27 protein-coding genes, 1 other RNA gene and 1 pseudogene are annotated in these 23,694 nt (G+C 63.1%); 13 read left to right on the plus strand and 16 right to left on the minus strand.

The features are described 5' to 3' along the window. Nucleotides 1-80: 80 nt before the first annotated feature. Nucleotides 81-434, minus strand: a complete 354-nt coding sequence (locus ACVILI_RS02060; protein WP_038650288.1) for a DUF1304 domain-containing protein — start codon at nt 432-434, stop codon at nt 81-83. Between the two features lie 265 nt (nt 435-699). Between ACVILI_RS02060 and ACVILI_RS02065 the strand changes: the two genes are divergently transcribed. Next, a complete protein-coding gene (locus ACVILI_RS02065) occupies nt 700-2,187 on the plus strand; it encodes a carboxypeptidase M32 (protein WP_038653484.1) in 1,488 nt (495 codons plus the stop codon). A gap of 36 nt (nt 2,188-2,223) precedes the next feature. On the opposite strand, the gene ACVILI_RS02070 is transcribed toward ACVILI_RS02065, so the two are convergent. Beyond that, nucleotides 2,224-4,026, minus strand: a complete 1,803-nt coding sequence (locus ACVILI_RS02070) for an ABC transporter transmembrane domain-containing protein (RefSeq protein WP_240564707.1) — start codon at nt 4,024-4,026, stop codon at nt 2,224-2,226. A 203-nt stretch (nt 4,027-4,229) separates the two neighbouring features. On the opposite strand from ACVILI_RS02070, the gene rpmE reads away from it, so the two are divergent. Then, complete coding sequence (gene rpmE / locus ACVILI_RS02075) at nt 4,230-4,451, plus strand: 50S ribosomal protein L31 (RefSeq protein WP_010912060.1); 222 nt, start codon at nt 4,230-4,232, stop codon at nt 4,449-4,451. A 237-nt stretch (nt 4,452-4,688) separates the two neighbouring features. Here rpmE and ACVILI_RS02080 read toward each other — a convergent pair whose 3' ends face one another. Further along, nucleotides 4,689-5,318 carry a TetR/AcrR family transcriptional regulator gene (locus ACVILI_RS02080; RefSeq protein WP_019861769.1) on the minus strand — a complete coding sequence of 210 codons (630 nt, stop codon included), beginning with the start codon at nt 5,316-5,318 and terminating at the stop codon, nt 4,689-4,691. Between the two features lie 125 nt (nt 5,319-5,443). On the opposite strand from ACVILI_RS02080, the gene ACVILI_RS02085 reads away from it, so the two are divergent. Next, a complete protein-coding gene (locus ACVILI_RS02085) occupies nt 5,444-6,271 on the plus strand; it encodes an NAD(P)H-binding protein (protein ID WP_038650292.1) in 828 nt (275 codons plus the stop codon). Between the two features lies 1 nt (nt 6,272). Then, a complete protein-coding gene (locus ACVILI_RS02090; RefSeq protein ID WP_038650294.1) occupies nt 6,273-6,749 on the plus strand; it encodes an anthrone oxygenase family protein in 477 nt (158 codons plus the stop codon). Between the two features lie 40 nt (nt 6,750-6,789). On the opposite strand, the gene ACVILI_RS02095 is transcribed toward ACVILI_RS02090, so the two are convergent. The 3 genes from ACVILI_RS02095 to ACVILI_RS02105 all read right to left on the minus strand — a co-directional run bounded on the left by ACVILI_RS02095 (nt 6,790) and on the right by ACVILI_RS02105 (nt 8,450). After that, the gene (locus ACVILI_RS02095; protein ID WP_038650297.1) at nt 6,790-7,137 is read right to left on the minus strand and encodes a SelT/SelW/SelH family protein; all 348 of its coding nucleotides are present in this window, start codon (nt 7,135-7,137) and stop codon (nt 6,790-6,792) included. Between the two features lie 29 nt (nt 7,138-7,166). Beyond that, nucleotides 7,167-7,916, minus strand: a complete 750-nt coding sequence (locus tag ACVILI_RS02100; RefSeq protein WP_010912066.1) for a YebC/PmpR family DNA-binding transcriptional regulator — start codon at nt 7,914-7,916, stop codon at nt 7,167-7,169. Nucleotides 7,917-8,126: 210 nt separating this feature from the next. Beyond that, on the minus strand, nt 8,127-8,450 hold the full coding sequence (locus ACVILI_RS02105; protein WP_019861773.1) for an ArsR/SmtB family transcription factor: 324 nt from the start codon (nt 8,448-8,450) through the stop codon (nt 8,127-8,129). 51 nt (nt 8,451-8,501) lie between these two features. Between ACVILI_RS02105 and ACVILI_RS02110 the strand changes: the two genes are divergently transcribed. From ACVILI_RS02110 to ACVILI_RS02125, 4 genes are read left to right on the plus strand one after another with little or no spacing between them, the layout of a single operon-like run. Continuing rightward, nucleotides 8,502-8,984: an SRPBCC domain-containing protein gene (locus ACVILI_RS02110; protein ID WP_038650300.1), complete on the plus strand. Its 483-nt coding sequence runs from the start codon at nt 8,502-8,504 to the stop codon at nt 8,982-8,984. A gap of 22 nt (nt 8,985-9,006) precedes the next feature. Next, on the plus strand, nt 9,007-9,399 hold the full coding sequence (locus ACVILI_RS02115) for a VOC family protein (RefSeq protein WP_457102294.1): 393 nt from the start codon (nt 9,007-9,009) through the stop codon (nt 9,397-9,399). Between the two features lie 57 nt (nt 9,400-9,456). Further along, nucleotides 9,457-9,819 (plus strand): glyoxalase/bleomycin resistance/dioxygenase family protein, encoded by a 363-nt coding sequence (locus ACVILI_RS02120; protein ID WP_038650302.1) that lies wholly within the window; start codon nt 9,457-9,459, stop codon nt 9,817-9,819. A 26-nt stretch (nt 9,820-9,845) separates the two neighbouring features. Next, nucleotides 9,846-10,313, plus strand: a complete 468-nt coding sequence (locus ACVILI_RS02125) for an SRPBCC family protein (RefSeq protein WP_027047499.1) — start codon at nt 9,846-9,848, stop codon at nt 10,311-10,313. A 20-nt stretch (nt 10,314-10,333) separates the two neighbouring features. Here ACVILI_RS02125 and ACVILI_RS02130 read toward each other — a convergent pair. From ACVILI_RS02130 to ssrS, 4 genes and pseudogenes are all read right to left on the minus strand, one after another. After that, nucleotides 10,334-11,102 (minus strand): annotated as a pseudogene (locus ACVILI_RS02130) (TerC family protein). A 78-nt stretch (nt 11,103-11,180) separates the two neighbouring features. After that, a complete protein-coding gene (locus ACVILI_RS02135; RefSeq protein WP_019861780.1) occupies nt 11,181-12,005 on the minus strand; it encodes a TIGR00282 family metallophosphoesterase in 825 nt (274 codons plus the stop codon). 70 nt (nt 12,006-12,075) lie between these two features. After that, entirely contained in the window at nt 12,076-12,663 is a 588-nt protein-coding gene (locus tag ACVILI_RS02140; RefSeq protein WP_027047500.1) for a 5-formyltetrahydrofolate cyclo-ligase, read from the minus strand. 97 nt (nt 12,664-12,760) lie between these two features. Beyond that, nucleotides 12,761-12,916, minus strand: a non-coding RNA gene (gene ssrS, locus ACVILI_RS02145) — 6S RNA. Between the two features lie 136 nt (nt 12,917-13,052). Between ssrS and ACVILI_RS02150 the strand changes: the two genes are divergently transcribed. The 5 genes from ACVILI_RS02150 to msrB all read left to right on the plus strand — a co-directional run bounded on the left by ACVILI_RS02150 (nt 13,053) and on the right by msrB (nt 16,937). After that, nucleotides 13,053-13,892 (plus strand): AAA family ATPase, encoded by an 840-nt coding sequence (locus tag ACVILI_RS02150; protein WP_027047501.1) that lies wholly within the window; start codon nt 13,053-13,055, stop codon nt 13,890-13,892. 78 nt (nt 13,893-13,970) lie between these two features. Continuing rightward, a complete protein-coding gene (locus ACVILI_RS02155; RefSeq protein ID WP_038650305.1) occupies nt 13,971-14,417 on the plus strand; it encodes a GNAT family N-acetyltransferase in 447 nt (148 codons plus the stop codon). A gap of 7 nt (nt 14,418-14,424) precedes the next feature. Next, nucleotides 14,425-15,615: a vWA domain-containing protein gene (locus tag ACVILI_RS02160; protein ID WP_038650308.1), complete on the plus strand. Its 1,191-nt coding sequence runs from the start codon at nt 14,425-14,427 to the stop codon at nt 15,613-15,615. A gap of 18 nt (nt 15,616-15,633) precedes the next feature. Then, entirely contained in the window at nt 15,634-16,431 is a 798-nt protein-coding gene (locus ACVILI_RS02165; protein WP_038650310.1) for an MBL fold metallo-hydrolase, read from the plus strand. Nucleotides 16,432-16,532: 101 nt separating this feature from the next. Further along, a complete protein-coding gene (gene msrB, locus ACVILI_RS02170) occupies nt 16,533-16,937 on the plus strand; it encodes a peptide-methionine (R)-S-oxide reductase MsrB (RefSeq protein WP_038650311.1) in 405 nt (134 codons plus the stop codon). A gap of 68 nt (nt 16,938-17,005) precedes the next feature. On the opposite strand, the gene ACVILI_RS02175 is transcribed toward msrB, so the two are convergent. The 6 genes from ACVILI_RS02175 to ACVILI_RS02200 all read right to left on the minus strand — a co-directional run bounded on the left by ACVILI_RS02175 (nt 17,006) and on the right by ACVILI_RS02200 (nt 23,584). After that, nucleotides 17,006-17,314: a hypothetical protein gene (locus ACVILI_RS02175; protein WP_038650312.1), complete on the minus strand. Its 309-nt coding sequence runs from the start codon at nt 17,312-17,314 to the stop codon at nt 17,006-17,008. 7 nt (nt 17,315-17,321) lie between these two features. Then, nucleotides 17,322-17,762, minus strand: coding sequence for a hypothetical protein (locus ACVILI_RS02180; RefSeq protein WP_457102295.1), 441 nt, complete (start codon nt 17,760-17,762; stop codon nt 17,322-17,324). A 49-nt stretch (nt 17,763-17,811) separates the two neighbouring features. After that, the gene (locus ACVILI_RS02185; RefSeq protein WP_010912082.1) at nt 17,812-18,072 is read right to left on the minus strand and encodes a DUF2312 domain-containing protein; all 261 of its coding nucleotides are present in this window, start codon (nt 18,070-18,072) and stop codon (nt 17,812-17,814) included. Between the two features lie 160 nt (nt 18,073-18,232). Next, a complete protein-coding gene (pyc, locus tag ACVILI_RS02190; RefSeq protein ID WP_038650315.1) occupies nt 18,233-21,691 on the minus strand; it encodes a pyruvate carboxylase in 3,459 nt (1,152 codons plus the stop codon). Nucleotides 21,692-21,983: 292 nt separating this feature from the next. Then, nucleotides 21,984-23,099, minus strand: a complete 1,116-nt coding sequence (locus tag ACVILI_RS02195; protein ID WP_019861791.1) for a branched-chain amino acid ABC transporter substrate-binding protein — start codon at nt 23,097-23,099, stop codon at nt 21,984-21,986. Between the two features lie 137 nt (nt 23,100-23,236). Then, nucleotides 23,237-23,584 carry a DUF6867 family protein gene (locus ACVILI_RS02200; RefSeq protein WP_010912085.1) on the minus strand — a complete coding sequence of 116 codons (348 nt, stop codon included), beginning with the start codon at nt 23,582-23,584 and terminating at the stop codon, nt 23,237-23,239. Nucleotides 23,585-23,694: the final 110 nt, after the last annotated feature.

Here is a 23,694-nt window from a genome sequence, read left to right on the forward strand (position 1 = left end):
GGTCCAAGAGGAAGGGACCATCTGGCGCCTTCGGGACCCCAATCCCGCGGGCGTCCTTTTTCCTCACCAGCCCGGCTTGCCTACCAACCAAGCCAGATCGCGATCAGGGCGACCACCGCCGGCACGGTCTGGATGAACAGGATCTTGCGGCCGACCGTTGCCGCGCCGTAGAGGCCGGCAATGGCGACGCACAACAGGAAGAAGACCTTGACCTGAAAACCGGCGGCGCCGAGGTACAGCCCCCAGATCAGGCCGGCCGCGAGAAATCCGTTATAGAGGCCCTGATTGGCCGCGAGCACCTTCGATGCGTTAGCGAATTCGGGCGTCAGGCGAAATGTCTTGTGCCCGCGAGGCGTGTCCCAAAGCACCATCTCGAGATAGACGATGTAGACATGGATCAAGGCCACCAGCCCGACCAGGATGTTGCCGATCATTTGCTCCCCCTTCACGCGTTGCCGGCAGCATTTCATGTCTGGCATCGCTTGCGCAAGGTGCATCCGCCGGGCGGTATCTGAGCAATTCCAGGAAAAGTGTGAGGCGGTTTTCCCGGGAAAAGCGCGCAGCGCTTTCCCTTGGGAATTGCATCAAAACAAAGAGTTAGAGCGGCTTGCCGTTTCCATGGAACGGTGAACCGCTCTGAGGGTTGCCAACGCTTTTGCGTTGGTGTCTTTTCGCGCCGTCTCAATCACGGAAGCCGCCATGTCCTTTCAGAAACTCGATGACCTCGGCCACAAGCTCGAAGCGCTTGAGCATGCGCTGGCCATCCTCGGCGCCGACGAAGCCACGCATATGGCCGTCGGTGGCGGCGAGAAGCGCGCCGAGGCGATGGCGGCACTCGCCGGCATGTACCACACCAGGGCGACCGCCCCGGAAGTCGCCGATTGGATCGCCGCCGCCGAAGGCGAGGCGCTCGACGACGAGCAGCGTGCGGCGCTCGGCGAACTGCGGCGGCAATACACCAACCTGACCTGCCTGCCGGTCGAATTCGTCGAACGCCAGACGACGGCGCGCATGCGCTGCGAGCAGCTGTGGCGTGACCTGCGCGCCAAGAACGACTGGGCGGGCTTCCAGCCGGCGCTCGAAAGCGTGGTGGCGCTGGTGCGCGAAGAGGCGGCCCTGCGCTCCCACGTGCTCGGCCTTGCCCCTTACGATGCGCTGATGGAGCAATTCGACCCCGGCAACCGTACATCAGACATCACGCCCGTCTTCGCCGATTTGAAAGCCTTCCTCAAAGGCTTCGTCCCGGAGGCTCTGGCGATCCAGGAAGCGCGGCTGCGCAAGCATCCGCTGAAGCCGCTCTCCGGCACCTACGCGATCGACAAGCAGCGCGAACTTGGCCTTGCCATGATGGCAGCCGTCGGCTTCGACCTGACGCACGGCTCGCTGTCGGTGTCGCACCATCCCTTCTGCGGCGGCGTGCCCAGCGACGTGCGCATCACCACCCGTTACAAGACGTCGGATTTCCTGTCGGCACTGATGGGCGTGCTGCACGAGACCGGCCATGCGCTCTATGAACAGAACCTGCCGAAGGCGTGGTCGCACTGGCCGCTCGGTAAGGCGCGCGGCATGGCCGTGCATGAGAGCCAGAGCCTGTTCGTCGAAAAGCAGATCGGCCGCAACCCCGCCTTCTGGCGCTGGGCGCTGCCGGTGGTGGACAAACATCTCGGCGAGGCCTGGTCGCTCGACGATCTCCTGCCGCATGTGCATCGCGTCGAGCGCGGGCTGATCCGCGTCGACGCCGACGAGGTGACCTATCCCCTGCACGTTATCCTGCGCTACGAACTGGAGCAGGAACTGGTCTCGGGCAGGCTCGAGGTTGCCGATTTGCCCGAAGCCTGGGACGCCAAGATGCGCGACTATCTCGGCCTCTCCACGTTGGACAACCCGGCCGACGGGCCGATGCAGGACGTGCACTGGCCGGGTGCCGCCTTCGGCTACTTCCCGTCCTATACGCTGGGCGCGATGATGGCGGCGCAGCAATGGGCCGCGCTGACGCGCGAACATCCCTCAGCCGATGACGATCTCGCGAAAGGCAATTTCACCGCCATCAATGACTGGCGCCGCAAGAAGATATGGTCGCAGGGCTCGCGCTGGTCGACGTCGGACCTGCTCGAACGCGCCACCGGCGAAAAGCTCAACGCCGTGTATTTCGTCGATCACCTGCGCAAACGGTATGGAACCGCGTAAAGCGATCGAAGGAACCGACAGGACAGAAGCGCCTGTCTACTCCGCCGCGCCCCTGAAGGCGCTGGCGCCGGTCTCGAACTGCAGCTTGGCCAGCCTGGCATAGATGCCGCCCCTGGCGACCAGGCTCTGATGCGTGCCTTCCTCGACGATGCGGCCGCCATCCATGACCAGGATCCTGTCGGCCTTCAGCACCGTCGCCAGCCGGTGGGCGATGACGATGGTGGTGCGGCCTTGCATCAGCCGTTCCAGCGCTGTCTGCACCAGCGTCTCGCTTTCGGCATCCAGCGCCGAGGTGGCCTCGTCGAGCAGCAGGATCGGCGCGTCGCGCAGGATGGCGCGGGCGATCGCCACGCGCTGGCGCTGGCCGCCGGACAGCGTGACGCCGCGCTCGCCGACCTGGCTGTCATAGCCGTTCTCGAGCTTGAGGATGAATTCGTCGGCCAGCGCGTCCTTCGCCGCCGCCTCGATCTCGGCTTCGCTGGCACCCGGTCGGCCGAAGCCGATATTGTCGCGCGCGCTCGCCGCGAAGACGGTGACGTCCTGCGGCACGATGGCGATGCGCTCGCGCACCGAAACCGGATCGGCTTCGCGCACGTCGACGCCATCGATCAGGATCCGGCCGCTTTCGGGATCGTAGAAGCGCAGGATCAGCGAAAACACGGTGCTCTTGCCGGCTCCCGAGGGGCCGACAATGGCCACCGTCTCGCCGGGCATGACCTGGAAACTCAGGCCGTGGACGGCGGCACGGTCGGGTCGCGCCGGATAGGAGAAGGAGACGTTGTCGAAGACGATCGCGCCCTTGGCGACCGCCGGCAGCGGCTTCGGATCGGACGGCGCCTGGATCGCCGGCTTTTCGGCCAGGATCTCGGTCAGCCGCTCGGCCGCACCCGCCGCCTGGGAAAGTTCGCCCCAGACTTCCGACAGCGCGCCGAGCGCGCCGGCGGCGAACACCGAATAGAGCAGGAACTGGCCAAGCGTGCCCGGCGACAGCGTGCCTTCGAGCACGTCGCGCGAACCGAACCACAGCACCGCCACGACAGAGGAAAAGATCATGAAGATGGCGAAGAAAGTGAGGAACGAGCGTGCAAAGATCGAGGCGCGCGCCGCCTCGAAGGCAGCCTCCACGGCGGACGAAAAGCGACCGGTGACCAGTCTTTCATTGGTGAAGGCCTGCAGTGTACGCACCGCGCCGATCTGCTCGCTGGCATAGGCCGTCGCATTGGCCAACGTGTCTTGCGCCAGCCGCGATTTGCGACGCACCGAGCGCCCAAAGGCGACCAGCGGCAAGACGATGACGGGGATGGCGGCAATGACCAGGCCGGACAGCTTCGGGCTGGTGAAGACCATCATCGCCACGGCTCCGAGGCCGAGGATGACGTTGCGCAACGCGACCGAGGCGGTGGCGCCGACCGCCGATTTGACCTGCGTCGTATCGGCCGCAAGCCGCGATACGATCTCTCCCGACTGCGACGTATCGAAGAAGGATGGCGACAGGGTCGTCACATGGCTGAACACGTCGTTGCGTATGTCGGCAACAACACGTTCGCCGAGCGTGATGACGAAATAGTAGCGGCAGGCCGACGCCGCCGCCAGCACCGCGGCCATCACCACCAGCATGCCGAAATATTCGGCGATGAAGCTGGAATCCGATGCCGAAAAGCCGTGGTCGATCATGCGCCGCACCGCCAGCGGCAAGGCCAGCGTCGTCGCCGCCGCGACCGTCAGCGAGATCACCGCGCCGACCACCAGTTTCCGGTAGCGGCCAAGATAGGGGAACAGGCGCCTGAGCGGCTTGAGCGAGCGCCGACGCTCGTCCGCATCGCCACTGATGTCCGCCATGACCGTTTTCCTCTGGCCCTTTTCGTGCGCGCCATCAATATGCGGTTGACGCGGCCTTGTGATTCAATTTCGGCTGATGTATAGGCTCGCCGACCGTTTTAGAAGCCGTGGCTACTCAATAGCTACGGCTTCGAGTTTTAAAAAGAGGCGCATCGACGCAGGCTTATGCCCGTCAGCCGCGTCGACAAGCCAGGAACCGAACCATGAAGAGCGCTATCCATCCCGACTACCACACCATCAAGGTCGTCATGACCGACGGCACCGAATACACGACCCGTTCGACCTGGGGCAAGGAAGGCGATACGATGAACCTCGATATCGACCCGACCACCCACCCGGCCTGGACCGGCGGCCAGCAGACCCTGCTCGACCGCGGCGGCCGCCTCTCCAAGTTCAAGAAGCGTTTCGAAGGTTTCGGCCTCTAAGCCCACTTCGGCATTGTCGCAGATCAAAAACCCGCCTCTTGTGGCGGGTTTTTTTGTTGCGATGAGGTGACGCGACTCGAGCTGGCCCTCATCCCCCGAACTCCCCCTTGTAGTGAGGGGGACCGAGGGTCTGGGTGCGGGTCTGACGCCGCCCCTTCGCACACCGACTTGCCGGGGGCGGGGCGCGGGTTTCGCCCGTCCTTCGAACCCCCACGAGGGGGAGGATGGGGAGGCATTCTACCCGTCCAACAATTCCCGCAGCGCCATGCGCTTGTAGGCTGCCACCAGCCTGTCGCCCTCCTGCCGCTCGACCGAGATGGCCAGCCGCATCGCTGCCTCGCCCATTTGCCAGACGAGGAACGCCGTGGTCTCCAGCGAGACAGGGTCGGCGCCGGGACGCAATCGCCTCAGCACCGCCACCAGGAATTCGGCATTGGCCCGGCTGTCGGCGAGTTCGAGCTGACGCAGCGCCTGGTCTGCCTGCGTGCCCGACCAGATGTCGCGCATCACCGGTTCGGCCAGGAATAGCCCGTAATAGATATCGACCAACTCCGAGAAAGCCCGCCGCAGGCCTTCGGCGTCGCCGACATCCTTGAGCGCGGCCGAGATGCAGGCCTGGCTCTCGGCGGTGTAGCGCTCTGCCAGCGCCCAGATGATCGCCCGCTTGTCGGGAAAGAACTGGTAGAGCGAGCCGATCGACACCCCTGCCCGTTCGGCGACTTCGCCCATGCGCATGGCATCGCTGCCTTGCTCGGTAATCAGCGCCGAGGCGGCCGCCAGCATGCGCTCCACCCGCTCGCGGCTGCGCTGCTGGCTTGGCGCCCGTCGTGGCGAAGCGATCTGCTCGTTGGCCGGCTTGCCTTCCATGGACTGTCTCCAACAACGCATTCGGCACGAACGCCGAGGGAAATGGCTTGACTCGCAAAATACGAGGGTTTATCACGTTTTGCAAATATGAGGATTACTCATGTTCTGCGAAAAGGAAAACCACCATGACCGAAACCAAACCAATCCTGATCCTCGGCGGCACCGGCAAAACCGGCCGCCGTCTTGCCGAGCGGCTGACGGCGCGCGGCATTCCGGTACGGATCGGCTCCCGTTCCGGCACGCCGCGCTTCGACTGGGAGGTTCCCGCAAGCTGGGCTCCCGCACTCGAGGACGTCAGCGCGGTCTACATCAGCTACTATCCCGACATCGCCGTGCCGGGCGCCGCCGAAGTGATCGATGCCTTCACCCGCCTTGCCATGGAGCATGGCGTTCGCCGGCTGGTGCTGTTGTCGGGCCGCGGCGAGCATGAGGCGCAGCGCGCCGAAGAGATGCTGAAGGCTTCCGGGGCCGACTGGACGATCCTGCGCTGCGCATGGTTCTCGCAGAATTTCAGCGAAGGCTTCCTCGTCGAGCCGCTGCTGGCGGGCGAAGTGGCACTGCCGGTCGGACCTGTCGGCGAACCCTTTGTCGATGTCGACGACATCGCTGACGCCGCCGAAGCGGTGCTGACTGAGCCCGGTCATGTCGGCCAGCTCTATGAGCTTACCGGGCCGCGGCTGTTGAGCTTTGCCGACGCGGTCGCCGAGATTGCCAAGGCGGTCGGGCGCGACATCCGCTTCGTCAGAAATTCGCATGACGAGTTCACCGCCGCCGTCGCGTCGCATGAACTGCCACCCGAAATCGTCTGGCTGCTCGATGAGCTGTTCACCAAGGTGCTCGACGGCCGCAACGAATCGCTCACCGACGGCGTCCAACGCGTGCTCGGCCGCGCACCGAAAGACTTTTCCGCCTACGCAACCGAAACCGCCGCAACAGGCATCTGGAGTAACTGAGATGAGCAAGCTTGTTCCCGCCCTCACCATCATCGCCGCAATCGGCTCGGGCGTCGTCGGCGGCGTCTTCTTCGCCTTTTCCAACTTCGTCATGGCAGCACTTGCCCGGCTGCCCGTCCCGCAAGGCATCGCCGCGATGAATTCGATCAACATCACGGTGATCACGCCGACTTTCATGACGGCGCTTTTCGGCACCGGCCTGCTCTGTCTGGTGCTTATCGCGGCCGCCCTCATGGGCTGGAGCCAGTCCGGCTCGTACTGGCTGCTTGCCGGTGCGGTGCTCTACGTGATCGGCAACCCTATCGTGACCATGGTCTTCAACGTGCCGCTCAACGATGCGCTTGCCGCCATCGATCCGGCCAGCAGCAATGGCGCCGCCGTGTGGGCCAACCATCTGAGCCAATGGGTGATGTGGAACCACGTCCGCACCATCACCGCCATCGTGGCGATGGCCTGCTTTATCTTCGCATTGCTGTGAAGAGGCCTTGCGAAACACAAAGGGCCCCGCTGGGCCCCGCTCAGGCGGGGTCTTTTTGCGTGTGCCCCTTTGACGTGTGGCCCTTGCGGTCGGAATGACCGAGATCGCGATCGGGGTCGACCACGTCGCGCACCAGCTGCTTGAGTTTTGCCGCATCGGGAAAGCCGCCGTCGCGCTTGCGATCCCAGATGAAAACATCATTGCAGGAGATGGTGAAGACGCCGCCGGTGCCAGGCACAAGCGCCACTTCGCCGAGATCTGTGCCGAAGGTCGAGAGCAGTTCCTGCGCCATCCAGCCGGCACGCAGCAGCCACTGGCACTGCGTGCAATAGGTGATGCGGATGGCGGGCGACGGCGTCTCGCTCCTATCGGATTGAGCTTCGCTCATATCGATTGAGCCTTGGTCATCCCAACCGATCACGCCGCGCTGAGCTTGGCCAAGGTCTCGTCGTCGACTTCGAAGTTGGCGTAGACGCTTTGCACGTCATCGTCGTCCTCGAGCGTGGCGACCAGCTTCATCAGCGACTGTGCCCGTTCCTCGTCGACCGGAACATTGTTCTGCGGCCGCCAGATCAGCTTCACTGATTCAGCTTCGCCGAGCGCGGCTTCCAGTGCTTTCGACACCTCGCCGAGATTCTCGAAGGCGCAATAGATCGTGTGGCCTTCCTCGTCGCTTTCGACATCGTCGGCGCCGGCCTCGATCGCCGCTTCCATGACCTTGTCGGCGCTGCCGGCCGATGCCGGATAATAGATCTCGCCGACGCGGTCCCACATGAAGGACACCGAACCGGTTTCGCCCATCGCGCCGCCGGCCTTGGTGAAGGCCGCGCGCACATTCGACGCCGAGCGGTTGCGGTTGTCGGTCAACGCCTCGACGATGACGGCGACGCCTCCTGGGCCATAGCCCTCATAGCGCACGGCCTCGTAGTTTTCGGCATCGCCCATCGACGCCTTGTTGATGGCGCGCTGGATGTTGTCCTTCGGCATCGACACCGCCTTGGCGTTCTGGATCGCCAGCCGCAGGCGTGGGTTCATCGATGGGTCGGGCGTGCCGCTCTTGGCGGCCACGGTGATTTCGCGCGCCAGCTTGGAAAACATTTTCGACCGCACCGCGTCCTGACGGCCCTTGCGGTGCATGATGTTCTTGAACTGTGAATGGCCAGCCATGGCACCCCTGTCGTGTTCGGCTAGAGCATCTCGCAGCCAGGTGGATCACCTCGCCCTTGCAAAATGCTCGAATTCAAATTTCAGAGCGTCCCAGGTGCAACCCGTGGAAGCACGGCGTTCTCTGTCGGAATGGCCGGCTTATAGATAAATCGGCTCAATTCGTCCAGCCGCGCCGTGCTGCCAGCAGCCAACAAGGACGTCTACAGGCGCTCATGCCTCCAGATCGGACTTCAGCCGGTCGATGATGCTGAGCGCATGGCCGGCATACTGGCTGATCCAGCGGTCGTGGATCTGCTTGATCGGCAGCGCGTTGAGATGGTTCCAGCGCTCGCGTCCGTCGCGGCGCGCAACGATCAGCTCCGCCTCCTCCAGCACCTTGAGGTGCAGCATGACGGTGCAGCGGTCGATGTCGGGGAAGGCATCGCACAGCATACCGGTGGTCTTCGGTTCGTCCCTCAGCCGATCGAGCATTTCGCGCCGGCGCGGGTGCGCCAGCGCCTTGAAAACATTGTCATCCTGCGATCGACTTGACATGTTATGTTTATATAACATATCGTCGAACCGATCAAGGATGGAGCTGTGGATATGTCTCTTGGATTCCGCGTTTCCGGCCGCATCGGCAAACCGGTCGCCGAAGTCTTCGACGCCGTCATCAACCCCAGGAAGCTGAGCGGCTATTTCACCACCATCGGCGGCGCCAGCGCACCGCTCAAGACCGGCACCAGCGTCGTCTGGTGGGGCACGGTGCCGGTCGAGGTCGACGAGGTGGTCAGGGACAGCCGTATCGTGCTGCGCTGGGACGCCACCGACGCCGACGGCAAGCCGGCCTACAAGACCCGCATCGAGATGAATTTCGAACAGCTGGACGATGGCGGCACCTTTGTCACCATCGCCGAAAGCGGCTGGCAGGAAGGCGCGGTCGGCCTGAAGAAATCCTACCTCAACTGCGAGGGTTGGTCGCAGATGCTGGCCTGCATGAAGGCTTATGTCGAATACGGCATCAATCTGCGCGACGGCTATTACCGCAGCGAGATGAAGGGCGAACCCGCCAACGAGACCAATGTTTGAGCAGCGAAAACGGAGGCCAGCGATGACGAAAGTAACACCGTTCCTGATGTTCGAGGGCAAGGCCGAGGAGGCGTTGGCGCTTTATTGCGAGACCATTCCCGGCAGCAACATCCTCGACATCACCCGCTATGGCGCCGGTGAGGATGGCCCGGAAGGGACGCTGAAGCTGGCGCGCGCTTCGATCGCCGGCCTGGACGTCATGGTCTTCAACAGCCCCGTGCACCACGCCTTCGGCTTCACGCCGTCGGTCTCGTTCTATATCGACTGCTCCTCCTCGGAGGAACTGGACCGCATCGTCGACGCACTGGCGAAGGATGGCGGGTTCCTGATGCCACCCGACAATTACGGTTTCAGCCGCCGCTTTGCGTGGTTGAACGACAGGTTTGGTGTCTCCTGGCAAGTCAACCTGGCCTGACCGAACCTGGCCGAAACGATCACGAAGACACCCAAGCGCAGCGCAATGGAGACAGCAATGACGACGAAAATCACCGGCGGCATCAACATCGCCATGAAGGTGCCGCCGCATCAGTTTGAGGCGACGATCGCCTTCTACCGCGATATCGTCGGCCTGAAGCCATTCACCGCCAAGGCGCCGGCGATCGGCTTCGAGCTCGGGCCAAACCGCCTATGGATCGACGAGGCGCCGATGTTTAGCCAAGCCGAGGTCTGGCTGGAACTGTTCACCGAGGATTTCACGACCGCTGCCGCACACCTCGCCGAGGCCGGCGTCGTGCGTTGCGATGCCATCGAGCCCTTGGGCGAAGGCTTTCGCGGCGGCTGGATCACCAACCCGGCCAGCATCGTCCACATGCTGCGCGAGCCCGACGCCTGGTGAGCGCCAAGGCCAGAAAGGAGACCGCCATGGAGATCCGCGAAACCCCGACAGCCGAAGCCGGCATGCTGATCCGGCGGCCTGTCGCCGAAGTGTTCGAGGCCATCGTCGATCCAGCCGTCACCACCAAATTCTGGTTCACTCATGGCAGCGACCGGCTGGACAGCGGCAAGGAGGTCCGCTGGGAATGGCGCATGTATGGCGTCTCGACGACCGCCAAGGCCAGCGAGATCGTCAGGAACGAAAGGATCGTCATGCAATGGAGCGATCCGCCGACCACGGTGGTCTGGACCTTCAACGAAATGCCCGGGGATGCGACCTTTCTCGAGGTCCGTAACTTCGGTTTCGCCGGGACGGGCGACGAGCAGGTTAAGGAAGCGATCGGATCGACCGGTGGCTTCACGCTGGTGCTGGCCGGCGCCAAGGCCTGGCTGGAACAAGGCCTGACGCTCGGCCTGATTGGCGACCGCCACCCGAAGGGCGTGCCGGGGCGTTAGATGCCCCAGCACCCCGATGCTCAATGCCCGTCGCCGGGCTTCGCTTTCCTGCGCCGCCGCGCCAGCATGTTGAGCCCCTCGACCAGGGCCGAGAAACCCATCGCCGCGTAGATGTAGCCCTTGGGCACGTGGTAGCCCATGCCGTCGGCGATCAGCGTCATGCCGATCATCAACAGGAAGCCCAGGGCCAGCATGACGATGCTGGGGTTCTTGGCGATGAAGTTGGCCAGCGGACCCGCCGCCAGCATCATCACGCTGACGGCCACGATCACGGCGATGTACATGATGGCGATCTCGTCGGTCATGCCGACGGCGGTGATGATTGAATCGATCGAAAAGACGAGGTCGAGCAGCAGGATCTGGAAGATCGCGCCGGCAAGCGAGATCTTGAGCGTCTCACCCATCATCGTGTCCTTGTGGTCGTCGGGATCGACCGTGTGATGGATCTCCTTGGTCGCCTTCCACACCAGGAACAGGCCGCCGGCGATCAGGATCAGGTCGCGCCAGGAGAAGCCATGGCCGAAGGCGGTGAAGACCGGCGTCGTCAGCTGAACGATGATCGAGATGGTGGCCAGCAGCACCAGCCGCATGACCAGCGCCGCCGAAATGCCGAGCCGGCGGGGCGCGAGCCCGCTGCGCTTCCGGCAGCTTGTTGGTCAGGATCGAGATGAAGATCAGATTGTCGATGCCGAGCACAATCTCGAGCACCACCAGCGTCAGCAAGGCGACCCATGCGGTTGGATCGGAAACGAATTGAAAATGCGGCGCAAGAAATTCGATAAGCTGCATGGAGGTCGTTGTCCCCTCTTTTAACGATCTGAAGCAGATGTCGTCGGCAGTTAGGTACTGCGCGCGCCTATATCAATGTCATGACCAGAAGGATGGAGCCGTTTCTTCCAGTCTGGGCCCGCGACGAAACGGCGCGATCTTCTCGGTCAGTCCGGTACGATCGGAAATATTGACACCGACCCCACACAAGGTCGCCGGGCCGGTCGCTGCCTCGAAGCGCCCCTTCGGCACTTTCGACAGGAACCGGTTGAGCGGTTCCTCCTTGTCCATGCCGAGCGAGGAATCATAGTCGCCGCACATGCCGGCATCCGACAGATAGCCGGTGCCGCCATTGAGTATCTGGTGGTCTGCGGTCGGCTGGTGGGTGTGGGTGCCGACGACTAGGCTGGCGCGGCCGTCGACAAAATGCGCGAAGCACATCTTTTCCGAGGTTGCCTCGGCATGGAAGTCGATCACCACCGCATCCGCCTGCTCGCCCAGCGGGCAGGCGGCAAGCTCGCGTTCGCCGGCCTGGAACGGATCGTCGAGCTCGGGATGCATGAACACCCGGCCCATGATGTTGGCGACCAGCACGCGCGCGCCGCTTCTGGCGATGTAGACGCCGGAGCCGCGCCCGGGTGTGCCTTTGGGAAAATTCGACGGACGTAGGAAGCGTTCTTCGCGCGGCGCGAAGGCCAGCGCATCGCGCTGATCCCAGACATGATTGCCGGTGGTTACGACATCGGCGCCCGCCGCGATCGTCTCGCGAAAGATCTCCTCGGTGATGCCGAAGCCGCCGGCGGCATTCTCGCCATTGACGATGACAAAATCGAGTTTGAAGTCCGATATCAGGCCGGGCAGTTGTTCCCACACCGCCGTGCGTCCCGTTTTTCCGACCATGTCACCGAGGAAGAGAAGTCTCATATGATCCCGCACCGAAAGTCAGCGAAGCAAAAGCTGCATGACATCCGCGAAAAGATCATGCCTCCATTATCTACAATTTTGGCGTGAAGCGGCGCAACCCGCTCTCGGTGAGTATTTCCGGGATGATCACGTCATGGTTCTCGTCCGGAACCTGTGCCACCTCCTGGCAGTCGAAGGCGATGCCGATCAGCCGGGGCGTATGCCCCTTGTCGACGAGCTTCGCGATCGCGCGGTCGTAATAGCCGGCGCCATAGCCGATGCGGTGGCCGCGCGCGTCGAAGGCGGCGAGCGGCACCAGCATCACCTCGGGATCGAGCACCTCGGCCTCTTCATGGGGCCCGACCGTGCCGAAGCCCATGTCGACCATCGGCGCGCCGCGCACCAGTTCGCGAAAGACGATCGTGGTCTTGTCGAGAATGGCGGGCAGGCAAAGCCTCGCGCCCTGTTCACGCAAGGCAAACATCAAGGGCCTGACGTCGACTTCCGAACGCATCGGCCAGAAGCCGGAGACGATCTGGCCGGGCTCGATGGCGAGATGATCGCGCGCCGTCTCGGCCATTTCGAGCGCCATCTCCACCCGCCAGAATTCATCGAGCGCATCGCGGCGTCCAAGCGCCTGGAGTCGCAGCTGTTTTTTCTGGTCTTTGAGAGATGTCATGCGCGGACGATAGAAAAGGCCGGATTGGGATTGCGTGTTGGGAGCGACGTTTTCCACCGCATCATCCACCGAAATGCGTGGATACAGGGGCAAGAAGTGACGATCCACACAACCGGTGGAGAGAGCGATCCCGGGAACCTACAAAGTAGGTGGGCGCCGTGTGAGAAAACCCACGGGTCTTCCCAGGGACAGCTCCCTAAGGATCGTTAAGGCCCCGGGGAAAATGTTCTCCTGCCGGGAAGCACAGACCGTCCCGTCCAATATAGGCCGCTCATCGGTCGAGCGCCAGTGAGACCGGCAGTCTCGGCGGCTTTATTCGCCATCCGCGCCGCACCCTTGCACAGGCCGGGCGGCGTCCTTACGGTCACAGGGTGAACCAAGGAGCAAAAATGCGTTTCGAAGGCACGGCGGCCTATGTCGCCGACAAGGATCTGATGGTGGCCGTCAACGCGGCGATCGCGCTGGAGCGGCCCCTCCTGGTCAAGGGCGAGCCCGGCACTGGCAAGACCGAGCTTGCCCGTCAGGTGGCGGCGGCCCTCGGCCTCGATCTCATCGAATGGCACGTCAAATCGACGACGCGGGCGCAGCAAGGCCTTTACGAGTATGACGCCGTGTCGCGGCTGCGCGACAGCCAGCTCGGCGATGCCAGGTTCAACGACATCAAGAACTACATCAAGCGCGGCAAGCTCTGGGAGGCGTTCGCGGCGGGCAAGAAGGTTGTGCTCCTCATCGACGAGATCGACAAGGCCGACATCGAGTTCCCCAACGACCTTCTGCAGGAACTCGACCGGATGGAGTTCTTCGTCTACGAGACCGGCGAGACCATCCGCGCTGCTATCAGGCCGATCGTCATCATCACCTCCAACAATGAGAAGGAACTGCCGGACGCCTTCCTGCGCCGCTGCTTCTTCCACTACATCCGCTTTCCCGACGTCGACACGCTGCACAGGATCGTCGACGTCCATTATCCCGGTATCAAGCAGAATCTGGTGCGCGCGGCACTTACCCAGTTCTACGAGATCCGCGAGGTCCCCGGCCTGAAGAAGAAGCCGTCGACCTCCGAGGCGCTCGACTGGATCCGCCTGCTGGTCGCCGACGACATCGCGCCCGAGGATTTGCGCGCCGACCCGAAGAACGCATTGCCCAAACTGCATGGCGCGCTGTTGAAGAACGAACAGGACGTGCATCTGTTCGAGCGGCTGGCTTTCATGGCCAGACGACAGCAATAGCGCTTTCCCCGACCGTGGACCGTTGCCGCGGGCGGGACGGGACGGCAGCTTCGGCCAGAACCTTTCGGAGGAGATGAAATGTCTGAGACTATTGTCCGCCCGCTCGCACAGTCCGACCACGCCGACTGGAAGCGCCTGTGGACCGACTACCTTACCTTCTATGAAACCAGGCTGCCGGAAGAGGTCTATGCCGTCACCTGGAAGCGGCTGTTCACGGAAGGCGAATTTGAGCCGAAGGGTTTTATCGCCACGCTCGACGGCAAGGCGGTCGGCCTCACCCACTATCTCTACCATCGCTCAGGCTGGTCCGAGAAAAACAACTGCTACCTGCAGGACTTGTTCGCCGACCCGGACGTGCGCGGCAAGGGCATCGGTGCGGCGCTGATCAATGCCGTAAAGCAGGAAGCGGTAAAGATCGGCGTCAAGAATGTCTACTGGATGACGCACGAAACCAATGCCACGGCGCGCAAGCTCTACGACCACGTGGCGCGCCGCACCGGCTTCATCGAGTATGATCTGCTGTAGATAGACAATGTTCATCCCCTTCTTCCTCGAACTGAAGGCCGCACGTGTTCCCGTCTCGCTCCGGGAATATCTGTCACTGCTGGAAGGACTGGAAGCCGGGCTGGTCGACTATGACGTCGAGGGTTTTTATTACCTGGCCCGCGCCGCTCTGGTGAAGGACGAGCGCCACATCGACCGCTTCGACCAGGTGTTCGCGCATGTCTTCAAGGGCATTGAAGCGCTGGGCGGGCCGGATGCGGTCGATGTCGCCAACATCCCGGAAGAGTGGCTGCGCCGGCTTGCCGAAAAGCATTTGACCGAGGAGGAGAAAAAGCTGGTCGAGGCGCTCGGTGGCTTCGAAAAGCTGATGGAGACCTTGAAGCAAAGGCTGGAGGAGCAGAAAGGCCGCCATCAGGGCGGCTCGAAATGGATAGGCACTGGCGGCACCTCGCCCTTCGGCGCCTATGGCTACAATCCCGAAGGCGTGCGCATCGGCCAGCACGAAAGCCGCAACCGCCGCGCCGTGAAGGTCTGGGACAAGCGCGAGTTCCGCAATTTCGACGATGCCGTCGAGCTCGGCACCCGCAACATCAAGATCGCGCTGAAGCGGCTGCGCCGCTGGGTGCGCGAGGGCGCCGAGGAGGAATTCGACCTGCCCGGCACCATCCACGCCACCGCCGAACATGGCTATCTCGACGTGCAGACGCGGCCCGAGCGGCGCAACGCGGTGAAGCTTTTGATGTTCTTCGATGTCGGCGGCTCGATGGACGACCACATAAAAAGTGTTGAAGAGCTGTTTTCGGCGGCGCGTGCGGAATTCCGCCAGCTCGAATATTTTTACTTCCACAACTGCCTCTACGAGGGCGTGTGGAAGGACAATCGCCGCCGCCATGCCGAGGTGATCCCGACCTTCGATCTCCTCCACAAATACGGCCAGGACTACAAGGTGATCGTTGTCGGCGACGCCTCGATGAGCCCTTACGAGATCGCCCACCCCGGCGGCTCGGTCGAGCATTGGAACCCGGAGGCCGGCGCCGTCTGGCTCGGCCGCCTGCTGCAGCAATGGCCGAATGCGGTATGGCTGAACCCCGAAAGCGAAAAGAACTGGGGCTACACCCATTCGATCACCATGATCCGCGACATCTTCGGCGGCCGCATGTTCCCGCTGACGCTGGCCGGGCTCGAAAGCGCAACGAAGCAGCTTTCCAGAAAACACTGAGCAATTTCCGGAGCCACCATGACCTGCTTCCTCTGCCTGCAATGCGGCGTCCAGTTCGCGGCGACGGAGACACCGCCGCAACACTGCCCGATCTGCGAGGACGAGCGGCAGTTCGTACGCTGGGAGGGCCAGGCCTGGATCACACAGCAAGAGCTCTCTGCCGGGCATAGGCTTGTGATGAGGGACGATGCCGGCGTGCTCGCCTTCGGCATCGAGCCGCGCTTCGCCATCGGCCAGCGGGCGCAGCTTGTGCAGACGCGGCACGGCAATGTGCTGTGGGACTGCGTCTCGATGGTCAGCGACGAGGCGGTGGCCGAGATCAACCGGCGCGGCGGCCTGGCGGCCATCGCCATTTCGCACTGCCACTTCTACTCGGCGATGGCATGTTGGAGCGAAGCGTTTGGCGGCGTGCCGATCTATCTCCACGCCGACGACCGCCAATGGATCATGCGGCCGCATCCCTCGATCGTCAGTTGGCAAGGCGAGACGCTCGTCCTCAATCCGTCGCTCACGCTCGTCCGCTGCGGCGGCCATTTTGCCGGCAGCCAGGTGCTGCACTGGCAGCGCGAGGGCGGCAACGCCCTACTGACCGGCGACACGGTGCAGGTGACGCCAACGCGCCGCCATGTCAGCTTCATGTACAGCTATCCCAACCAGATACCGCTCAACGCGGCGGCCGTGCGCCGCATAGCGGCGGTATTGGAACCATTCGCCTTCGACGATATCCGCGGGGCATGGTGGGACCTGAACATCATCGGCGGTGGCAAGACGGCCCTGGCCACCTCTGTCGCGCGCTATCTGGCGGCGATAGGATGATGATCGCGAGCGTAAATGCGGGCAAACCTTGTAACAAATGCCTATTTGTTGCGAATATGAGGTTGCAACAAAGAACGAGCCGCCAAGGCTGAGGAGATCAAATGGACACCCACACTTACCCCGTCACCCGCACCGATGCCGAATGGCGCGCCCGGCTGACGCCGGAGCAATATGCGGTCATGCGCAATCACGGCACCGAGCGGCCGGGCAGCTGCGCTTTGCTCTACGAGAAGCGCGCCGGCACATTTTCCTGCGTCGGCTGCGACCAGCCGCTGTTCGAATCCACGCTGAAGTTCGAGAGCGGCACCGGCTGGCCGAGCTTCAACGACCCGGTGCCCGGCTCGATCGAGACCACCGTCGACCGCAGCTACGGCATGGTCCGCACCGAGTGCCATTGCTCGCGCTGCGGCAGCCATCTCGGCCACGTCTTCGAGGACGGCCCGCCGCCGACAGGTCTGCGCTATTGCATCAACGGCGTGGCGCTTAATTTCGAGCCGGCGGCCTGAAGGGCATTGCGCAGGCTTCCGGCAAAGGGCGGCTTCGGCCGCCCTTTTTCATGGTACGATCCGCCCGCTCAGACCACAACCGTGGCGATGAGCCAGAGCGCCGAGCCTAGCAGCATCAGGGAGGCCTTGGCGCCCGATTTCTCGGCCGTCCGCCAGACCGCTATGGTGAGGAAGATGTTGTAGGGCACCGGTGCGAAATGCACCGCCAGCACGAGCCCGAGCGGCATCTTCAGCCCAAGCAGGATCAGAGCGACCACGGACGAGGCAATGCTGATCCCCGTCCCGACCAGCAGCATGTCGCGCCAGAACAGCCGGTCGATCGGCACCTCGCCTTGCCAGCGCGAGCGGAAGAAGGATCCGGCACCTTCCGGGGACACCGGCGCCCTACCCCTGTCCGAGCACATCGACAACGGCGCGCTCGACGCGCGAGCATTCCGTCACCAGCCAGTCGGTCATGGCGGGCCAGTTGTCCTCGGCAAAGCAGTTGACCCGCCACATCGAATTGATGCCGAGGCCCTCGCAACTTTGTTCCGGCCTGAGGTTAAGCCTCTCTTCGATCGCCGGCTGGAACGGCTTCAACCGGGACCAGCTTTGCGTTGCGCCGAACTTTTCGTTGCGGCCGAAAAAGACGCCGACATGGTTCTGCGCCGGCGCGACATACATGGAAATGGCCAGGGCGAAATCAGGCAGCCCGCGCTGCCAGAACCAAGGCCCGCGCCGCGCCAGCCGGGCTCTTTCCTCCGGATGCCGTTCGGCGAACAGCGACCAGAAGCCACGATGGCGGAACTCCGAGGCGCGACGGCTGCCGAAATCGAATTCGCTCATGGTTCAAACCGTATCTCCGGTAACCGCATCGGGCACCGGGCGGTTAGTCTTACACCATGCCGAGCGCTGCCATGTACAGATCGAGGATGGCATCCTCTTCCTGGCGCTCTGCCTGATCCTTCTTGCGCAGCCGGATGATGGTGCGTATCGCCTTGGTGTCGAAACCCGTGCCCTTGGCCTCGGCGAACACTTCCTTGATGTCGTCTGCGATCGTCTTCTTTTCTTCCTCGAGCCGCTCGATGCGTTCGATGAGGGCACGCAGCTGGCCGGCGGCAACAGTCTGGCTGGTCTCGGTGATATCGTCGGCCATGTTTTTCTCCAAAATTGGTTCTGGGCCGCGACTCGGCGAAAGACGGCGGCAAATTTGAGCCGGTTCGATGCCCGACCGGCGGCGGCGGGTCAAGCTGTTATCGAACAAGGCATGAGGGCTGCCGACAGAAGCCGACAGCCTGCCCGCTCTTTGCCGGGTCTTAAGCGAAGGCGATCAGCAGATCCTTGGCATCGATCTGGTCGCCGGCCTTGACCAGCACCTCGGCGACGGTGCCGTCGCGCTCGGCATGCAGCGCCGTTTCCATCTTCATCGCCTCGATGGAGAGCAGCACGTCACCGGCCTTCACCGCCTGGCCGGTGGCGACCGAAAGGGCGGAGACCACGCCCGGCATCGGCGCGCCGACATGCGCCTCGTTGCCAGGCTCGGCCTTGCGGCGCGCCTTGGCGGCGGAGGCGCCATGCGCCCGGTCCGGCACCTTCACGCGCCGCGGCTGGCCGTTGAGCTCGAAGAACACGGTGACCATGCCCTTGTCGTCGACATCGCCGATGGCGAGGCACCGCACGACCAGCGTCTTGCCCTTCTCGATGTCGATGAAGATCTCGTCTTCGGATTTCATGCCGTAGAAATAGGTCGGCGTCGGCAGGACGCTGACCGGGCCGTAGGTCTCCTGCGCGCCGGCAAAGTCGGTGAACACCTTCGGATACATCAGCCAGGAGGCGAACTCGTATTCCGAGAGCTTGCGCTCGAGCTTCTCCTCGATCTCCTTGCGGCTGGCCTTGAGATCGGCGGGCTTCAAGAGCGAGCCGGGCCGCGCCGTGATCGGCTTGTCGCCCTTCAGCGCCTTCTTCTGCAGTGCCGCCGGCCAGCCGCCGGGCGACTGGCCGAGATCGCCTCGCAGCATCGAGACGACCGAGTCCGGGAAGGCGATGTCCCTGGCCGGGTTCTCGACATCGGCGACGGTCAAGTCCTGGCTCACCATCATCAGCGCCATGTCGCCGACGACCTTGGATGACGGCGTCACCTTGACGATGTCGCCGAACATCAGATTGACGTCGTGATAGGTCTGCGCCACCTCGTGCCAGCGCGTTTCCAGCCCGAGCGAGCGAGCCTGTTCCTTGAGGTTGGTGAACTGTCCGCCCGGCATTTCATGCAGATAGACTTCCGAGGCCGGCCCCTTGAGATCGCTTTCGAAGGCGGCGTACTGGTTGCGCACCGCTTCCCAGTAGAACGAGATCTTGCGGATCCATTGCGGATCGAGGCCGGGGTCGCGCTCGGTGCCCTTCAGCGCCTCGACGATCGAACCCAGGCAAGGTTGCGACGTGTTGCCGGAGAAGGCATCCATCGCCGCGTCGATGGCGTCGACGCCGCTCTCCACCGCCGCCAGCACGGTCGCCGCCGACAGGCCCGACGTGTCGTGGGTATGGAAATGGATCGGCAGGTCGGTCGCCTCGCGCAGCGCCTTGAACAGCACGCGGGCCGCCGCCGGCTTCAACAGGCCCGCCATGTCCTTGACGGCGATGATGTGGGCGCCGGCGGCCTGCAGTTCGCCGGCCAGGCCGACATAGTATTTCAGGTCGTACTTGGCCCGCGCCGGATCGAGAATGTCGCCGGTATAGCACATCGCCGCCTCGCACAGCTTGCCCTCGGCGCCGACCGCGTCCATGGCGACGCGCATGTTCTCGACCCAGTTCAGGCAGTCGAAGACGCGGAACAGATCGATGCCGCCGCTCGCCGCCTGCTTGACGAAATGCTGAACGACATTGTCGGGATAATTGGTGTAGCCGACGCCGTTGGCGCCGCGCAGCAGCATTTGCAGCAGCAGGTTGGGGGCCGCCTCGCGCACCAGCGACAGCCGCTCCCAAGGATCCTCGGTGAGAAAGCGCATGGCGACGTCAAAGGTCGCGCCGCCCCAGCATTCGAGCGACAGAAGCTGCGGCAGGGCGCGCGCATAGGTGCCGGCAATATTGGCAATGTCATGCGTGCGCATGCGTGTCGCCAGCAGCGACTGGTGGCCGTCGCGCATGGTCGTATCGGTGACCAGAACTTCCTTCTGCTCGCGCATCCAGCCGGCGAATTTCTCCGGACCGAGCACGTCCAGCTTCTGCTTGCTGCCGCCTGGCACATTGCCGTTGAGATAGGGCACGACAGGTGCGGCCGCATCGGCCTTCGGCATCGGCCGGCCGCGCGTCTCGGGGTGGCCGTTGACGCTGACATCGGCCAGATAGTTGAGCAGCTTGGTCGCGCGGTCCTGGCGCTTGACCTGCTGGAACAGCTCCGGCGTCGTGTCGATGAACTTGGTCGTATAGGAGTTGTCGGCGAAGCTCGGGTGGTTGATGATCGCTTCGAGGAAGGTGAGGTTGGTGGCGACGCCGCGGATGCGGAATTCGCGCAGCGCCCGGTTCATGCGGGCAATCGTCTCGGCCGGCGTCGGCGCCCAGGCCGTCACCTTCTCCAGCAGCGGATCGTAGAAGCGGGTGATGACGGCGCCGGAATAGGCGGTTCCGCCATCCAGCCGGATGCCGAAGCCGGTGGCGCCGCGATAGGCGGTGATGCGGCCATAGTCCGGGATGAAATTGTGCTCGGGATCTTCGGTGGTGATGCGGCACTGCAAGGCATGGCCGTTCAGCCTGATGTCCTTCTGCGCCGGCACGCCCGATTGCGGTGTGCCGATGGCGAAGCCGTCGAGGATGTGGATCTGCGCCTTGACGATGTCGATGCCGGTCACCTGCTCGGTGACGGTATGCTCGACCTGGATGCGCGGGTTGACCTCGATGAAATAGAATTTTCCGGTATCGGCATCCTGCAGGAACTCGACCGTGCCGGCGCCGATATAGCTCGTCTCGCGCGCGATCTTCAGCGCGTAGCCGCAAAGCTCCTCGCGCTGCGCCATTTCGAGATAGGGCGCGGGTGCCCGCTCGACGACCTTCTGGTTGCGGCGCTGGATCGAGCAGTCGCGCTCGAACAGGTGCACGGCATTGCCATGCGTGTCGCCAAGAACTTGCACCTCGACGTGGCGCGCGCGTTCGATCAGCTTTTCGAGATAGACCTCGTCCTTGCCGAAAGCGGCTTTCGCCTCGCGCTTGCCTTCCGTGACCTCGCGGGCGAGATCGGCCTCGGAACGGATGGCACGCATGCCGCGCCCGCCGCCGCCCCAGGAGGCCTTCAGCATCACCGGATAGCCGATCTCCTTGGCCAGTTTCTTGACCGCCTCCATATCGTCCGGCAACGGATCGGTGGCGGGAATGACAGGCACGCCGACTTCGATGGCGAGATTGCGCGCCGCGACCTTGTTGCCGAGACGGCGCATCGTGTCCGGCTTCGGTCCGATGAAGGTGATGCCCGCTTGCGCGCAGGCTTCGGCGAATTCGGGGCTTTCGGACAGAAGCCCGTAGCCGGGATGGATGGCATCGGCGCCCGAGAGCCTGGCGACGCGGATCACCTCCTCGATCGACAGATAGCTCTCGATCGGCCCCATATCCTTGATGAGATGCGGACCGCGCCCGACCTGGTAGCTCTCGTCGGCCTTGAAGCGGTGCAGCGAATATTTGTCTTCCTCGGCCCAGATCGCCACGGTTTTGAGGCCCAGTTCATTGGCCGCGCGAAAGACGCGGATGGCGATTTCTGACCGGTTGGCGACGAGGATCTTCGTGATGGCCAAGGACTGGGCTCCGCAGCGGAAGGGACGGGAAATCGGTGCAATGATTAGCGTGAAAATGCTGCAGTGCAAACAAAATCAGCGCCGGTTTAAACCGATTTAAATCAATTATCCGGCCAACACTCGCACGCCTTAGCCCCAACGGACGGAACAATGGCGACAATTTCGATCCTGGATGCGATCTCTCCGCCTGAGGGGAGCCGGCAAGAAAGATCATCGGCCGACCGAACGCGCCAAAAGAAAATGCCCGGCGCGTTGCGCCGGGCATCTTGGATTTCAGACCTGTCAGAGCAGCTTATTTCGGGAACCAGGAATACTTGCCGTCGTCCTTCTTCTTCCACTCGTACATGATGTAGCCCGGCAGCTTCGGGTCGCCCTTGGCGTCATAGGCAAGATCGCCCAGAACGGTCGGGAACGGGCCGTTTTCATGCATCGCCTTGGCAACGGCCTGCGGATCGTTCGTCTTGGCGGCAGCAGCCGCCTCGGCGACCACCTGCACGGCGGCGTAGGCGTAGAGCGTGTAGGCTTCCGGCTCGAAGCCCTGCGCACGGAACTTCTCGACGAGTTCCTTGTTGGCCGGGATCAGGCGCGGATCGGGTCCGAACGTGTTGAGCGTGCCGGCGACGGCGTCGCCCGCGATCGCCGCGAGTTCGTCCGTCACGATGCCGTCACCCGACATCATTGGTGCCTTGAGGCCCTGGTCCGCCGACTGGCGGATGATCAGGCCGGCTTCGGTGTGCAGGCCGCCCCAATAGATCAGGGTGACGCCGGCTTCCTTCATCTTGGCGATGAGCGCCGAGAAGTCCTTGTCGCCGACATTGACGCCTTCATACATCACTTCCTTGACGCCGGCGGCGTTCATCGCCTTCTTGGTTTCATCGGCGAGGCCCTGGCCATAAGGGGTCTTGTCGTGCACGACGGCGACCTTGGCATCCTTGAAGTTCGCGGCGATATAGGCGCCGGCGATGCTGCCCTGCTGATCGTCGCGTCCGCAGGTGCGGAACACGTTCCACAGACCGCGCTCGGTGAACTTCGGGTTGGTCGCGGCCGGGGTGATTTCGACGATGTTGTTTTCGGCGTAGACTTCCGAGGCCGGGATCGAGACGCCCGAGTTGAAGTGGCCGATCACGAACTTGACGCCGTCGCCGACGAACTTGTTGGCAACCGATATGCCTTGCTTCGGGTCGGAGACGTCGTCGCCGACTTCAAGCTTGATCTGCTCGCCGTTGATGCCGCCCTTGGCATTGATCGCAGCGACCGCCGCCTCTGCGCCCTTCTGCAGCTGTGCGCCGAAGGCCGCGTTCGGACCGGTGATCGGACCGGCAACGCCGAACATTACATCAGCCCACGCGTTGCCGCCGAACGCGACAAGCGCGGTCAGGGCGACGGCGGACAAAAGTGACTTTTTCATTTAAACGCTCCCATTAACGGAGTGGGCGTGGATGAAGCTTTCATGCGATGCCCACCCTTATCGCAGAAAGCATAGTTTGCCGATTTTCAGGCACTTGTCACGCCGATTCATCCCTGACCCGGCGTTAATGATGAACCTCAACCTTTCGGTTTCCAGCTCAAGATTGAAGCTCTTTCGTAGAGCCAATTATACTGTGTGACCATCTGGTTGGTTCGTGTGTATTGATAGCCGACGAAGCCCAATATCATCAGCACGATGGTGTCGACGATATAGTACTGCAGCGAGAACATCGTGCCGTCGAACAGCGCATGATGGATGAAGCGGATGCCGATGCCGAGACCCAGCAGATAGGCGAAAAGCTGGATGAAGGAGCGCCATGTCTGGGCGCTGGCCTTGCCGGTCATCCAGGCCGCCCAGCCGCCGAGCAGGCAAGTGACGAAGAAGAACTGCCAGATCGAGGGTTCCTCATAGAGAATGCCCTGCATGATGAAGTCTCCCTAGCACGATCCCGAAAAGTTGCAGACTTTTCGGACAAGGATCATGCGACAAACAAACAAGTTGGAGCGGGATACCGGATGCACATTCCGCTCCAAAC

The organism is Mesorhizobium sp. USDA 4775 (genome assembly GCF_054062655.1).